We start from the raw sequence: 13253 nt of genomic DNA on the forward strand, positions 1-13253 counted from the left end.
ACACAACCGTCGACAAGGCCCTGTCGATCCTGCGCAGCGCGCACGCGGAGAGGGCTGACCACCGCCGTGCTCTTCGAACTGCACGACGAATGAATTGCCTTCCGCCGCCGCTACCTCCCCGACGGCAGCATTGACTCGCAGGCCGTCGCACTTCTTCGGGTCGTGGAAGGGGCGCCGCAGTCGTCTCTTTGGAACAGTGTGGTCCGAGTCGACATGCATGCCGTCATAGTGGGCACCAGACCCTCACCTTGTTCTCCACACTAAGGCGGCATCTGTGATCCCCTCCGTGAACGCCCCCGAAGCGACTGCTTCCAGTGCGGGAGCTCCGGAGGCTGTCGGTGACCTGCCGTGGATCGAGGACGGCGGCAAGATCGCTCCCAAGGACGCGCGGGCTCTGTCCCGGCTGTTCCTCGACCGGCTGCAGGAGCTGGAAGAGGGCACCCACGCATACCAGTACGCCCGCAACACGCTGATCGAGATGAACCTGTCCCTGGTCAACTTCGCGGCCCGCCGGTTCCGCAACCGCGGCGCCGGTGACATGGAGGACGTCATCCAGGTCGGCACCATCGGCCTGATCAAGGCCATCGACCGCTTCGACCTGTCGCGCGAGGTCGAGTTCACCTCCTTCGCCATCCCGTACATCGTCGGCGAGATCAAGCGCTTCTTCCGGGACACCACCTGGGCCGTGCACGTCCCGCGGCGGCTGCAGGAACTGCGCGTCGCCCTGGCCAAGAGCAAGGAAGCGCTCGCCGCCTCGCTCAACCGCCCGCCCACGGTCAAGGAACTCGCCGCCCACCTGGACCTGTCCGAGGAAGAGGTCATCGAGGGTCTGGTGGCCGCCAACGGCTACGTCGCCGGCTCCATCGACAGCTCGAACGGCGACGACGACTCCGGCGACGGCGGGCCGAAGTACGCCGACACCCTCGGCGAGACCGACCCGGCGATGGACCTCTTCGAGGACCTGCACACCCTCGCCCCGCTGCTGCAGGAACTCGACGAGCGGGAACGGGCCATCATCGAGATGCGGTTCGGCCAGGAGATGACCCAGGCGGAGATCGGCCGTGAGCTGAACCTCTCCCAGATGCACATCTCCCGACTCCTCACCCGCACCCTCGACCGGCTCCGCACAGGACTCCTCACCGCGTGACGGGACTCCTCGCCGCGTAGACGGCCTGAGCGCCGACTGAAGGCCTCCCTTCCCGCTGTCCGTGCCCATTGCCTGTGCCCGCTGTCCGTGCCCGCTGTCCGCGGACGGATGCCCTGCTCGGCGTTCTGCGTTTCGCCGGGCCGGCCCGGGTTGCACAGCATCCGCCCTCGGCCTCCACCTCAAGGTCGTGACTGTCTGCTATGGCAGGTGCCGGTAGGCTTTGCGGGTCAGCTTTGACACGCACAGAGGATCATTGAAGGAGCGCCTGCATGGCGAAGCGAGACAGCGCTGTTGACCTGGTGGGGCTCTTGTCGGTAGAGGGACAGGACCTGGCTGCGACGTGGGTGCGGGAGGTGTCGACGTCGCTGGGCGGGCGGATCGGCACGGCCGAACTCGACCGCGAGTTGCGGGAGTTGTACGAAGCTCTGGTTGACGCGTTGCGGCTGGGTGCCACCGATGTCCACTCGGAACAGATGTCCGAGGTGCGCGCCCTGTTGACGGAACTGTCGAGGAACAGGGCCCGTCAGGGTTTCCTGCCCACCGAGACCGCGATCAGTGTCTTCGCGCTGAAGCGGGTTCTCGAACCCGTCTTGCAGGACGGTTCTGCCGACGAGATCCGTGCCTATCTGCAACTCGGCCACATCCTGGACGGTCTGGGCCTCTTCGTGATCGAGACCTACACACAGACGCGGGACGAGATCATCACCGCGCAGGCCGAGCAACTCCTGGAACTGTCCACGCCGGTGGTGCGGCTGTGGGACGGGGTCATCGGCGTGCCGCTGGTCGGCACGCTGGACTCGGCCCGGACACAGGTGGTGATGGAGAAGCTTCTGCAGGCCCTCGTGGACACGGGCTCGGAGCAGGCGATCATCGACATCACGGGCGTTCCCGCGGTGGACACCCAGGTCGCGCAGCACCTGCTCAAGACCATCGTCGCCGCCAGGCTGATGGGCGCCGAATGCACCGTGTCCGGCATCAGCCCGCAGATCGCGCAGACCATCGTCGCGCTGGGCATCGAGTTCAACGACATCGTGACGAAGGGCAGTCTGGCCGACGCCCTGAAGCTGGCGTTGCGCAGGTCCGGCGTGGAGCTGGTCACCCACCAGGGTGCACAGCGATGAGTGAGCGTATTCCGATCCTGCGGATCGGCGAGACCCTGCTGGTGTCCGTCCAGTTCGATCTGGAGGACCAGATGGTGCTGAACCTCCAGGAGGATCTGGCCGAGCAGATCGTGGCCAAGTCGGCCCGGGGCGTCATCATCGACATCACCGCCCTGGAGATCGTCGACTCCTTCGTGGGACGCATGCTGGCGACGGTGGCCGCCATCTCGCGTCTGCTCGACGCCAGGACGGTCGTGGTGGGTATGCGGCCCGCGGTGGCCATCACCCTGGTCGAGCTGGGCCTTTCCCTCGGCGGCGTCGACACCGCCCTGGACCTGGAGAAGGGGCTGGCGAAGCTGAGCGGGCCCGCCAGTTCGGCCCTGAGGTGACAGCGCCCTGGACTGCGGGAGAAAAGCCGCAGGTCTATCCCATCGCGCGCAGCGCCGACCTCGTACACATCCGGCAGGCCATAAGGGCGTTGTCCCAGCAGTGCCGTCTCTCCCTGGTCGACCAGACGAAAATGGTCACCGCGGCCAGTGAGCTCGCGCGCAACACCCTGATCCACGGTGGCGGGGGCACGGTCAGTTCCGGACTGGTCAGTGTGAACGGCAAGCGTGGCGTGGCTGCCGTCTTCGAGGACTCCGGCCCCGGTATGGCCGACGTCGAGCTGGCCATGACGGACGGCTGGACGTCGGGCGCCGGTCTGGGTCTTGGTCTCAGCGGTGCCCGGCGCCTCGTCGACGACTTCCGGCTGGCCAGCGCGCCGGGCGAGGGCACGACCGTGACCATCGTCAAGTGGTCGCGGTGAGCGCCGCCGTCACGCTGGACAGCGAGGACGGAACATGGTTCCGGGACGGAGCGTCGCTGGCCGTGGTCGCTCGGAGCGCGGCCACCGCGCTGGCCAGGCGCATCGGGCTCAGCGGCCACCGGTCCGCCGAGGTCGCCCTCGCTGTCACCGAGGCCGCCACGAACGTGCAACGGCACGCCGTGGACGGGGCTCTGCTGCTGCGTGTGGTGCGCTCCGGGGACCAGGCCGGCGTGGAGTTCGTCACCGTCGACTCGGGGGCCGGAATGACGGATGTCCCCGCCGACCTGGCCGACGGAACATCCAGCGCCGGCAGCCTCGGTATCGGTCTGGGCATGGTCTCCCGCCTCTCGGACCACTTCGACCTGCATTCCGTTCCGGGCCGCGGGACGGTCATGACCGCGCAGTTCTGGCCGCGCACCGTGGACGGCCGAGCCGTCGTCGCCTCCCCGGGTTCGTTCCCGGCCGGCGGCGTGACCAGGCCCATCAGCGGTGAGAGCGTGTGCGGGGACGCGTGGGCCGTCCGTAACACTGTCGGCGACGACACCGGACACCGCCCGGCGATCCTGGTCATGCTCTGTGACGGTCTGGGGCACGGGCCCCTCGCGGCGCGCGCGAGTCAGGCAGCGGTCAGAGCGTTCCACGCCACCCGTGATCCCAGCCCGGAGGGTGTCCTCGGCGCGGTTCACCTCGCCCTGCGGGGAACGCGTGGCGGGGCGGTCGCCGTGGCGCGGATCGAGCCCGCCGCGGGACGACTGCTGTACTGCGGAATAGGCAACGTCAGCGGCTTCCTCGTCGGTGACGGCGGACGCAAGGCCCTGATATCGGCCCCCGGAATCGTGGGCTCGCACATGCGGCGGCTGCGGACGTTCGAGGAACCGCTTCCGCAGCACGGCGCCCTGGTGATGCACTCCGACGGGTTGACCGAACGCTGGGACCACGGGTCCCTGCCAGGCCTGCTGCAGCACTCACCGCTCGTCATGGCCGGCCAGTTGCTGCGCGAGGCGGGGGTGCGGCGGGACGACGCCGGTGTCGTTGTGATCAAGGGGGCATGGTGATCAGCGCGGAGCCGGACGAGCATGGTGTTTGACCCGGGCGCCCGCGGCGGTGCGCCCCACGACGACCGCTCGTCCGCCTCCAGGTCCGCCGACCCGGTGGCGTCCTTCGCCCTGACCTCGGCACAGGATGTGTTCGGCCTGCGCCGAAATGCGCAACAGGCGGCGGCAGCACTGGCGTTGGACCGCCAGGACCAGGTCCGTCTGGCGACCGCGCTGAGCGAACTCGGACGGGACCGGTGCGGATGCCGCGGGCTGGAGGTCTCCTTCAGTCTGGTCCCACCGGACCGACCGGTGTCCCTCCTCGTCACGTTCACCTGGACCGGCGGGCCACCCCCGGTGAAGGAGACGCTCGACCTGGCCGCGAAGCTCGTAGGAGTCCACTGCGAGGCAGGCCCGGCGGCCGGCCGCATCGTCGTCAGCCAGCCGATCGCCGCGGACAGCGGCAGCGCGGCCGAGCAGCACGCCCGCCTGACGGAGGTGCTCAAGCGCGCCTCCCGTTCCACCGAGGCGGACGATCTGCGCGCCCGGACCCGCGATCTGATCGCCACTCTGGAGGAGACCCGCGCCCAGCGGGAGGAACTCCTTCGCCTCAACGAAGAGCTGGAGGAGACCAACCGGGGCGTGCTCGCGTTGTACTCCGAGCTGACACAGGAGCTGGAAGCGACCAACAGCGGCGTTCTGGCGCTGCACTCGGAACTGGACGACAAGCGGCGCCAGTTGCAGGAGGCGAGCGAGGCCAAGACCCGGTTCTGGACGAACATCAGCCACGAACTGCGCACCCCGGTCAACTCCGTGGTCGCGCTCTCCACGATGCTGCTGGCTACCGGTTCCCCCGCTCTCACCGACGAGCAGCACGATCAGGCCGAACTCATCCTGTCCTCCGGCCATACGCTGCTGTCTCTCGTGAACGACCTGCTGGACGTCGCGAAGGCCGAAGCCGGTCACCTGGAGATCCACCCGGAACCGGTGGACCTGCGGCTGCTCGTCGCGCACCTCAGCGGCCTCCTCCTGAGCGGCCACGGCCACGACCGGGTCACCCTCGTCACGCCTCACCTCGAACCGCAGCCGACCCTGGTGACCGACGAGACGTTGCTGATCCGTATCCTGCGCAACGTCCTCTCCAACGCCTTGAAGTTCACCGAGCGGGGCGAAGTACGCCTGGAGATCGACGCCGACCCCGAACCACCGGTGCCCGCCGTGCTGTTCACCGTCACGGACACCGGGATCGGCATCCCGCCCGACGAACAGGGCCGTGTGTTCGAGGCGTTCTACCAGGTCCGCGGCCCTCATCAGAGCGGACAGCCCGGAACCGGCCTGGGCCTGCCCTACGCCCGTACGCTCGCGGAACTGCTCGGCGGCTCACTCACGCTCACCAGCACCGTGGGTGTCGGCACCCGGGTGGAGGTTCGCCTGCCGGATCTGGGTCATGCGTACACGAAGGAACCGCAGAACCGAAAGGGCGCCCCGTGACCGACAGCGCTCAGGAGCGTCTGCCCGCGACCGTACTGGTCGTGGACGACAACGAGACGAACCGCTACATCCTCACCAGCTGGCTGCAGCGCGCCGGACACATCGTCATCAGTGCCGACACGGGAGAGCAGGGCCTCACCCGGCTGCACGCCGGGCCGGGCGTGCTTCCGGACATAGCGATCATCGACGTCCTGCTTCCGGACATGAGCGGCTTCGAGGTCAGCGAACGCCTCAAGAGCAGCCCGCGGACAGCCCATCTGCCGATCATCCAGATCTCAGCCGCGGCCATCAGCCCCGCCGATCACGCCGAAGGACTGAGACGGGGCGCGGACGCCTATCTCGACCAGCCCATCGACCCGGACGAACTCCTCGCCACCGTCACCGCCACCCTGCGCTACGCCCGAGCCCGACAGCGCGCCGAACGGCTCGCCCAACGCCTCATCGCGCTGAACCGGGCCACGATGGACGTCTACAGCGCCGTGGGCTTCCACTCCTTCGCGGCGGCGGCCACCGGCGGCGCGGCCGCCCTCCTGGACACCCCGGCCAGCGCGGTGTTCCTCTCACCGCAGGCGCAGGCCGTCCACAGTATGATCGACGATCCGCAGGCCGCCGTACGCATCCATCCCGCTCACGCGGCTCTCCTGAAGCAGTTGGCGGCCCACGGTCTGAACCAGGACACCGGCGTCACGATCGTCCGGGTTCCGCGCGGACAGTGGCGGGCCATGCTGCCGGGCGACCACCTTCCCGGAGACATCGCTCTCGCGGTGTCCCGTACCAAGCGCGGCCGTCCCCCCGTCTGTCTGGCCGTCCCCGCGACGGCCCTGCAGAGCGCTGACGACGAGCAGCTCCTGCAGCAACTGGCCAACGCCAGTGCCCTGGCCCTCGAAGCCCTGCGGACCTACAACGAGGAACGCGCCCTGGGACTGGCCCTGCAACGTTCCTTCCTCCCCAAGGAGTTGCCGACCGTCCCGGGCGTCGAGCTGGCCTTCCGCTACCTCCCCGCCTCCGAGCACGCGGAAATCGGCGGAGACTTCTACGAAGCGGTGCAGACGGTGAACGGTCTGCTGCTCGCCATCGGCGACGTCGTCGGTCACTCGGTGACGGCCGCGACCGTCATGGGCGAGGTGCGGCACGCACTACGGGCCTACGCCATCGAAGGCCACCCTCCACACCACATACTGGAGCGCCTGGAGACGCTGCTGGGCCAGTCCCAGCCCGGCATCACCGTCACTCTCTGCCTCGTTCTGGTGGAACCGGACGGACGCCGCCTGCACATCGCCAACGCGGGTCACATCCCCCCGCTGCTGATCGACCCGCAGGACGGGCCACGGTTCCACCATCCGCACGGTCCGCTGATCGGCATGGGGCAGCGGCATCCGCAGCCCACCGTCGTACGGGCCCCGCCCGGCACCCGCCTGCTCATGGTGACGGACGGCCTCGTCGAGGTACGGACCGCCCATCTGGACGCCACCCTCGCCGAGTTCCGCGAGACCGTGGCCGACGGGCCGGACGATCTGGAAGAGATGTGCGACCTGCTCCTCGCGCGCTTCGGGCAGAACAAGGACGACGACATCGCCCTGATCACGGCCCTGTTCATCTAGGGCGTGTTTCGAAAGTAGCGTCGTCCGCCCGGAGGGCGGGCCCGGCGGCGTCAGGTGCGTGCTCTCGGTGTGCCGGGCGTAGGCCCTCGTACTGGACGTACTTGGGTCTGCGCCCGGTGCGGCGAGTGGGGGCACCTCCCACGCCCTTGAGGCAGTGGGGGAGCGTGCATGGCGTCGCCGGGCAGACGGGACTTTCGAAACACGCCCTAGTGCCGCGGCATTGGCTTCACAGCCAGGTCGTCGCCGGCCAGACGGTCAGGGCGGCAGCCAGAAAGAGTGTGATGTTGAGGGCGATCCGACGGTCTCCCCGGTTCAGGTGAACCCTGGCCGCGGCGAGCTGCAGAACCACGAACCCGATGGCCGCGGCGAGGGCCAGCCAGGGCGCGATGCCGGTCAGCGGCGGGAGGATCAGCCCGATCGCGCCGAGCACCTCGATCACACCGATGGCCCTGACGGCCGGCATCGGTATGTCGTCCACCCAGGCCATCATCGGGCGGAGCTGCTCCCGGCCGCGGACCACCTTCAACCCACCGCCGTAGAGGTAGAAGAGAGCGAGCAGGCCGGCGACGATCCAGTACGCGACGTTCATGATTCCCATTCAGGGCCACCGCACCGTGGCTGTCCAAGACCCGTTCCGACACCTCGATACCGTACGGGTATCGTGGCGACGTGGCAGCGATGGAGTTACGCACACTGCGGTACTTCGTGGCGGTCGCCGAGGAACTCCACTTCGGCCGGGCCGCCACCCGGCTGCACATGAGCCAGCCACCGCTGAGCCGGGCGATCAAACAGTTGGAGACGGAGCTCGGCGCCGCGCTGCTGGAGCGGTCCTCCGCCGGTGTCACGCTCACCGCGGTGGGCGCCGTGCTGCTCGACGAGGCGCGCGCCCTGCTCGACCGGGCCGACCGGCTCCGCGCACGCGTGGCCGGGGCCGCCGGCGCCGCGACCCTCACCATCGGCATCCTCGGCGACACCACCGACCCCGCTGCCGCCCGGCTGGCCGCCGCCTGCCGCCGGCGGCACCCGCACATCGAGGTCCGGGTCCGCGAGACCGACCTGACCGATCCGACCTGTGGTCTGCGCGCCGAGTCGGTCGATGTGGCCCTGACCCGCGGACCGTTCGACGAGACCGGCCTGACCGTGCGCGAACTGCGCGCCGACCCCGTCGGGGCGCTGCTGCGCGCCGACGACCCGCTGGCCCGCCGCGACAGCCTGGGACTGGCCGACCTGGCCGACCGCCGCTGGTTCCGGTTCCCGGCGGGCACCGACCCGTTCTGGCAGTCGTACTGGAACGGCGGGGAGCCTCGCGAGGGCCCGGTGGTGCGCGCCGTCCAGGAGTGCCGGCAGGCCGTTCTCTGGAACGGCACAGTCGGTATGACCCTGCTGGACCACGAGCCGGGGGAGGGCCTCACCGTGGTGCCGCTGACCGACATGGAGCCGAGCCGCGCGGTGGTGGCGTGGAACCAGGGCGACACGAACCCCCTGCTCCGCTCTTTCGTCCGGATCGCGATCGCCGCCTATCGCGACTGACCGCCGGCGCCCCGCGGGCGGCTGACGTCCGCAGGCTCCGCCGAGTAGTCTCCGGCACATGCGGATCTCCGTCTCCTCGGACATGGACGAACCCGTGGCCCGCTCGCTGCTCGCGGAACTGCGCGAGCGGGGCCACGAGGTACTGGCGCACGGGGCTTTGCGGCCCGGGGACGACGCGCGATGGGCGGTGTGCTCGGCGGCGGCCGCCCGCGACGTCGCCGCCGGGCGGGCGGACCAGGCGGTCGTGTGCTGCTGGACCGGCACGGGCTCGTCGATCGCCGCGAACAAGGTGGCGGGCGTACGCGCCGGGCTGTGCACGGACGCGTACACCGCCCGCGGCGCCCGCCGCTGGAACGACGCCAACGTGCTGGCCCTGGGACTGCGGCTGACGTCCGAGCCGCTGCTCAAGGAGATCCTCGACGCCTGGTTCGACACCGAGCCGAGCGCCGACGCCGACGACCGCGAGAACGTGTCCCAGGTGGCCCGTCTCGACGGCGACGACGGCAGCGATGGCAACGACGACGGCAATGGCGCTGACGGAACGGCTTCGTAGCCGCGTCAGGTTCGTAGCCGCGTCAGGCCAGACCGCTCGGGCGGCCGGTTCCGTTGTGCTGCGCCGAGGTCGCTATCAACTCGTCTATCAGTGCTATCAGCACGTCCCGGCACGAGTCCCGGTCCCGGGCGTCGCACAGGAGCACGTGAGCGTTCTCGGGCAGGGCCAGGGCCTCCCGGATCTCCTCGGGCGAGTAGGGGTGCTCGCCATGGAAGCCGTTGACACCGACGACGAACGGGATGCCACGCCGCTCGAAGAAGTCGATGGCGGCGAAGCTGGACTCCGGGCGGCGGACGTCGACCAGGACCACGGCTCCCAGGGCGCCGATGGCCAGGTCGTTCCACATGAACCAGAACCGCTGCTGCCCGGGCGTGCCGAAGAGATACAGCACGAGTTCCTGGCTGAGCGTGATCCGGCCGAAGTCCAGGGCCACCGTGGTGGCGTGCTTCTCCGGGATACCGCCCAGATCGTCGACGCCCAGGCCGGCCGCCGTGAGCGGTTCCTCGGTGCGCAACGGCACGATCTCACTGACCGCGCCGACCATGGTGGTCTTGCCGACGCCGAACCCTCCGGCGATCAGGATCTTGACCGAGTCGGGTGCTGAGGTACCCCGGATGACGGGGTCAGAGCCGGCCAAGACCCTCCCTCACTTTCTGCAGTAGGTCCAAGTCCGAGGTACGGGAGATCTCGCGCGGCGCCCGTGCGGTGATCCGGCCCGCCTCCAGCAGGTCGCTCAGCATGATGCAGACCACGCTCACCGGCAGATCGAGGTGGGCCGCCAGCTCCGCCACCACGACCGGCTTCACACACAGCCGCAGGATCCGCGCGTGCTCGGGCTGCGGCTTGGCGGCCCCGGCGGGCGGCGGGTCCACCGTGGTGACCGCCGTGATGAGAGTGAAGTCGGCGCGGCTGGGCCGGGTGCGGCCGCCGGTCAGCGCGAACGGCCGTACGAGACGGCCCGCCGAGTCGCCTCCGTTCACCTCACTCGCCGTTGTCGGTGGTGACGCCGGCGCGCGGTGCCGCGCTGAGGTGCTCGCCGATCTTCTTCACCAGCATGTTCATCTGGTACGCGACGACTCCGACATCCGCGCCCTTGCTGGTGAGCACCGCCAGATGGGCGCCGGGACCGGCCGTGGTGAGTATCAGATAGCTGTTGGCCATCTCGATGAGCGCCTGGCGTACGGGCCCGCCGCGGAAGTCCATGCTGACGCCTTTGCTGAGGCTCATCAGGCCGGACGCGGTCGCCGCCAGCCGCTCGGCGTCGTCACGCAGGAACCCCGTGGACCTACTGACGACCAGCCCGTCCTCGGAGAGCACGACGGCCTGGTTCACCTCGGCGACCCGTTCCACCAGTCCGGTGAGCAGCTGGTCGAGCTGGCTGTGAGTGGCGGGGATGGGGGGTGTCATTTCTCTGTCCTTCATGAGCGGTCTGCGGGCGGAGTCGAGGTGACGGATGCACCTTCGGGCGTGGCTTCTTCCCCTTGGTCGTACGTCGGATCCGCGTCGTTGTCACGTGCCTGCAGAGTTCCGCGCTGGAATCCGGCTAGGGAGGAGGCCGCGTGTTCCGCGGTGAAGTCGTCCAGGGAACTGTCGGCCTCGCCGGGCTCGTCGACCGCCGAGTCCTCGCGCAGCTCGGCGGCCAGGCTGGTCTGCGGCACCCGGCGCGGCAGCGGAGTGATACCGCCGCGTCGCTCCGCGGCACCGGAGCCGGAACGGGGTGGGACGGTGGCGGTCCGCGCCGTGGGAACCTCGGCCGTCCGCGCCCGGGCGACGGGCTGCGCCTCCCGTGAGCGTTCGTGCGTGGGCCCGTCCGGCTCGGGGCCCGTGGCGTCGGGGTCCGTGGCGGTCGTGCTCGTGCTCCTCGTTCCGGTCCGGGCCGCCTGCCCGACCGGCGACCGCGTCTCCTCGGTGTGCCGCGCGGCGCTCTCCGCGTTCCCGGAGCCCTCCGGGGACTCGCGCACCACGACCTCGTGCGGGATCAGCACGATCGCGGTCGTTCCCCCGTACGGCGAGGGGCGCAGCGTGACGGTGATGCCGTGCCGGTTGGCGAGCCGGGCGATCACGAACATGCCCAGCCGCAGGTCGTCGGCGAGCGCCACCACGTCGAACTGCGGGGGCATCGCCAACTGGGCGTTGAACGAGGCGTAGTCCTCCTCGGACATGCCCAGACCGCGGTCCTCGATCTCCACCGCCAGACCCTTGGCCACCAGACCGGTCCGCACTCCGACCACGCTGGGCGCGGGGGAGTACGTGGTCGCGTTGTCGATGAGCTCGGCCAGCAGGTGGATGACGTCGGCCACCGCGGGCGGGGCGAGGAACACTTCCTCCTCGGTCTGCACCTCCACCCGCTTGTACTCGGCCACTTCACCCACCGCGCTGCGCAGGATGTCGATCAGGGCGACCGGCTCGGTCCAGCTGCGCCCCGGCCGCTCACCGCTGATGATGACGAGGTTCTCCTCGTAGCGGCGCAACTGGCTGGCCGTGGAGTCGAGTTCGTACAGCCCCTTGAGGATGTTCGGGTCCTGGTGCTCGCGTTCCAGCGCGTCGAGCTTGGTGAGCTGGAGGTTGACCAGGTTCTGGCTCTGCCGGGCGATGCCCAGGATGACCTTCTGGAAGCCGCGCCGGGTGTCGGCGAGTTCCACCGCGGTGTTCACCGCCGTGCGCTGGGCGGCGTTGAACGCGTGTGCCACCTGCCCGAGTTCGTCCCGGCCGTAGTCCAGCTCAGGGGTGGCGGACTCCACGTCGACCGTCTCGCCGCGGTCGAGCCGCGCGACCACGTCGGGCAGCCGCTCCTCCGCGAGGCTGAGGGTGGCGAGGCGCAGCCCGCGCAGCCGCCGGGAGAGGGAGCGGGTGATGCGCCACGACATCACGACACACACCAGCAGGGCGACGAGTCCGCCGGCGCTCAGGGCGGCCGCCTTGACCAGCAGCGCCTGCGCCTGGTCGTCGCTGCGGTCCAGCAGCGCCGACGTCTGCTGGCGGATCAGGGCGCTGTACTGGTCCGAGAGCACGCTGAACGCCGTGTTCCAGCGTTTCCGCGCGTCCGGAAGGGCAGTCTTTCCACCGGCGCCGTCCTTCGCCCGGGCCGCGAGCACCTGGTCCTCGACGGTTTCGAGGGACTTCCACTCCGGGCCCTGGAGGATCCGCTCGGTCTGCGTTTTCACCGAGCCGCGCAGTGAGGGGATGAGCTGGTTCTCGACGAGGAAGCGCCGGGCGTTGACCAGCTGCGTGAAGTGGCTCAACGACTGCTCGTCGAGTTCGCCCGCGGGCCAGACCAGGCGGAGCTGGGCGTCCTCCTGGGAGACCAGCTCCGCCGAGTGCGCGAGGGCGACGAGCGGCCCCGACTGCGAGGTGAGGTCCCCGTCGTCGACCTGGGAGATCTCCTGGAAGGCGTGGATCTGGCCGTCGATGATCGACGTGTACTGGTCCAGCGCCTGCTCGGGGGTGATGTCGGTGGGTTTGTCCACCTGCCCCCGGTAGTACTCCAGACTGCCCACCGAGGCGATGACCGAGTACATCCGGTCGGCGATCCGCGCGGGAGCCTCCCGGATCCTGTCGGACTGGCCGACCAGGGTCGCGATCGCCTTGTCGGTACGGCCCCGCTGCTCGTCCAGGGCGGTGCGGGAGCTGTTGGGCGAGGCCATCAGCATGGCCGACAGGCTGCGCTCCCGCTGCAGCGCGAGTGTCGCCTCGGTGCCCATGGCCCCGGTCGACCTGCTCAGCCCGGTCTGGTCCTTCAGCCCCAGGCCCTCGGAGAACATCTGGATCGTCGTCACACCCCACATACCGGCGAGAGTGACGCTGGGGACCAGTGCCAGGAGGATCAGTGAGAGACGTATGGAGCCGAGACGGCGGCGGGTGCCGGTCCGTGGAGACATCGTCGTCCTAGAGCGTTCAGCGGCGAGCAGGGGGAAGTCGCGAGGGAGTCGAGTGGGTCGGCGGGAATGGGGGGGCGGACGGAGGGCGAACGCGGCGGGTGACCGCGTGTC

General features: G+C 69.8%; 14 protein-coding genes. 9 read left to right on the plus strand and 5 right to left on the minus strand.

Annotated features, from left to right (window positions below; genetic code table 11):
• Positions 1 to 286 precede the first annotated feature (286 nt).
• The 7 genes from AB0D14_RS19770 to AB0D14_RS19800 all read left to right on the plus strand — a co-directional run bounded on the left by AB0D14_RS19770 (position 287) and on the right by AB0D14_RS19800 (position 7181).
• Positions 287 to 1147, plus strand: coding sequence for a SigB/SigF/SigG family RNA polymerase sigma factor (locus AB0D14_RS19770; protein ID WP_362780626.1), 861 nt, complete (start codon positions 287 to 289; stop codon positions 1145 to 1147).
• Between the two features lie 269 nt (positions 1148 to 1416).
• Complete coding sequence (locus AB0D14_RS19775) at positions 1417 to 2268, plus strand: STAS domain-containing protein (protein ID WP_362780629.1); 852 nt, start codon at positions 1417 to 1419, stop codon at positions 2266 to 2268.
• Entirely contained in the window at positions 2265 to 2636 is a 372-nt protein-coding gene (locus tag AB0D14_RS19780) for an STAS domain-containing protein (RefSeq protein ID WP_362780632.1), read from the plus strand. The genes AB0D14_RS19775 and AB0D14_RS19780 overlap by 4 nt, the downstream gene beginning before the upstream one ends.
• Complete coding sequence (locus AB0D14_RS19785) at positions 2633 to 3055, plus strand: ATP-binding protein (protein WP_362780634.1); 423 nt, start codon at positions 2633 to 2635, stop codon at positions 3053 to 3055. Before AB0D14_RS19780 ends, AB0D14_RS19785 begins: the two co-directional genes overlap by 4 nt.
• Complete coding sequence (locus AB0D14_RS19790) at positions 3043 to 4110, plus strand: ATP-binding SpoIIE family protein phosphatase (protein ID WP_362780636.1); 1068 nt, start codon at positions 3043 to 3045, stop codon at positions 4108 to 4110. Before AB0D14_RS19785 ends, AB0D14_RS19790 begins: the two co-directional genes overlap by 13 nt.
• A gap of 21 nt (positions 4111 to 4131) precedes the next feature.
• The gene (locus tag AB0D14_RS19795; RefSeq protein WP_362780638.1) at positions 4132 to 5580 is read left to right on the plus strand and encodes an ATP-binding protein; all 1449 of its coding nucleotides are present in this window, start codon (positions 4132 to 4134) and stop codon (positions 5578 to 5580) included.
• Entirely contained in the window at positions 5577 to 7181 is a 1605-nt protein-coding gene (locus tag AB0D14_RS19800; RefSeq protein WP_362780640.1) for a fused response regulator/phosphatase, read from the plus strand. The genes AB0D14_RS19795 and AB0D14_RS19800 overlap by 4 nt, the downstream gene beginning before the upstream one ends.
• 226 nt (positions 7182 to 7407) lie before the next feature.
• Here the strand turns inward: AB0D14_RS19800 and AB0D14_RS19805 are convergent, their stop codons facing one another.
• Positions 7408 to 7770: a DoxX family protein gene (locus tag AB0D14_RS19805; protein WP_362780642.1), complete on the minus strand. Its 363-nt coding sequence runs from the start codon at positions 7768 to 7770 to the stop codon at positions 7408 to 7410.
• A gap of 89 nt (positions 7771 to 7859) precedes the next feature.
• Between AB0D14_RS19805 and AB0D14_RS19810 the strand changes: the two genes are divergently transcribed.
• Complete coding sequence (locus AB0D14_RS19810; protein ID WP_362780768.1) at positions 7860 to 8711, plus strand: LysR substrate-binding domain-containing protein; 852 nt, start codon at positions 7860 to 7862, stop codon at positions 8709 to 8711.
• Between the two features lie 58 nt (positions 8712 to 8769).
• Positions 8770 to 9264 (plus strand): RpiB/LacA/LacB family sugar-phosphate isomerase, encoded by a 495-nt coding sequence (locus AB0D14_RS19815; protein WP_362780644.1) that lies wholly within the window; start codon positions 8770 to 8772, stop codon positions 9262 to 9264.
• 22 nt (positions 9265 to 9286) lie between these two features.
• Here AB0D14_RS19815 and AB0D14_RS19820 read toward each other — a convergent pair whose 3' ends face one another.
• The 4 genes from AB0D14_RS19820 to AB0D14_RS19835 are packed head-to-tail and all read right to left on the minus strand — an operon-like array spanning position 9287 to position 13142.
• The gene (locus AB0D14_RS19820; protein ID WP_362780645.1) at positions 9287 to 9901 is read right to left on the minus strand and encodes an ATP/GTP-binding protein; all 615 of its coding nucleotides are present in this window, start codon (positions 9899 to 9901) and stop codon (positions 9287 to 9289) included.
• The gene (locus AB0D14_RS19825; protein WP_362780647.1) at positions 9888 to 10244 is read right to left on the minus strand and encodes a DUF742 domain-containing protein; all 357 of its coding nucleotides are present in this window, start codon (positions 10242 to 10244) and stop codon (positions 9888 to 9890) included. Before AB0D14_RS19825 ends, AB0D14_RS19820 begins: the two co-directional genes overlap by 14 nt.
• A gap of 1 nt (position 10245) precedes the next feature.
• Positions 10246 to 10671 (minus strand): roadblock/LC7 domain-containing protein, encoded by a 426-nt coding sequence (locus AB0D14_RS19830; protein WP_362780649.1) that lies wholly within the window; start codon positions 10669 to 10671, stop codon positions 10246 to 10248.
• An 11-nt stretch (positions 10672 to 10682) separates the two neighbouring features.
• Entirely contained in the window at positions 10683 to 13142 is a 2460-nt protein-coding gene (locus AB0D14_RS19835; protein ID WP_362780650.1) for a nitrate- and nitrite sensing domain-containing protein, read from the minus strand.
• Between the last annotated feature and the right edge of the window lie 111 nt (positions 13143 to 13253).

The organism is Streptomyces sp. NPDC048484 (genome assembly GCF_040651415.1).
Lineage (GTDB): Bacteria > Actinomycetota > Actinomycetes > Streptomycetales > Streptomycetaceae > Streptomyces.

Coding starts and splice junctions, on each gene's coding strand:
- AB0D14_RS19775 (WP_362780629.1), top strand. CDS start 1,417: ATGGCGAAGCGAGACAGCGCTGTTGACCTGGTGGGGCTCTTGTCGGTA.
- AB0D14_RS19780 (WP_362780632.1), top strand. CDS start 2,265: ATGAGTGAGCGTATTCCGATCCTGCGGATCGGCGAGACCCTGCTGGTG.
- AB0D14_RS19795 (WP_362780638.1), top strand. CDS start 4,132: ATGGTGTTTGACCCGGGCGCCCGCGGCGGTGCGCCCCACGACGACCGC.
- AB0D14_RS19805 (WP_362780642.1), bottom strand. CDS start 7,770: ATGAACGTCGCGTACTGGATCGTCGCCGGCCTGCTCGCTCTCTTCTAC.
- AB0D14_RS19810 (WP_362780768.1), top strand. CDS start 7,860: ATGGAGTTACGCACACTGCGGTACTTCGTGGCGGTCGCCGAGGAACTC.
- AB0D14_RS19815 (WP_362780644.1), top strand. CDS start 8,770: ATGCGGATCTCCGTCTCCTCGGACATGGACGAACCCGTGGCCCGCTCG.
- AB0D14_RS19830 (WP_362780649.1), bottom strand. CDS start 10,671: ATGACACCCCCCATCCCCGCCACTCACAGCCAGCTCGACCAGCTGCTC.
- AB0D14_RS19835 (WP_362780650.1), bottom strand. CDS start 13,142: ATGTCTCCACGGACCGGCACCCGCCGCCGTCTCGGCTCCATACGTCTC.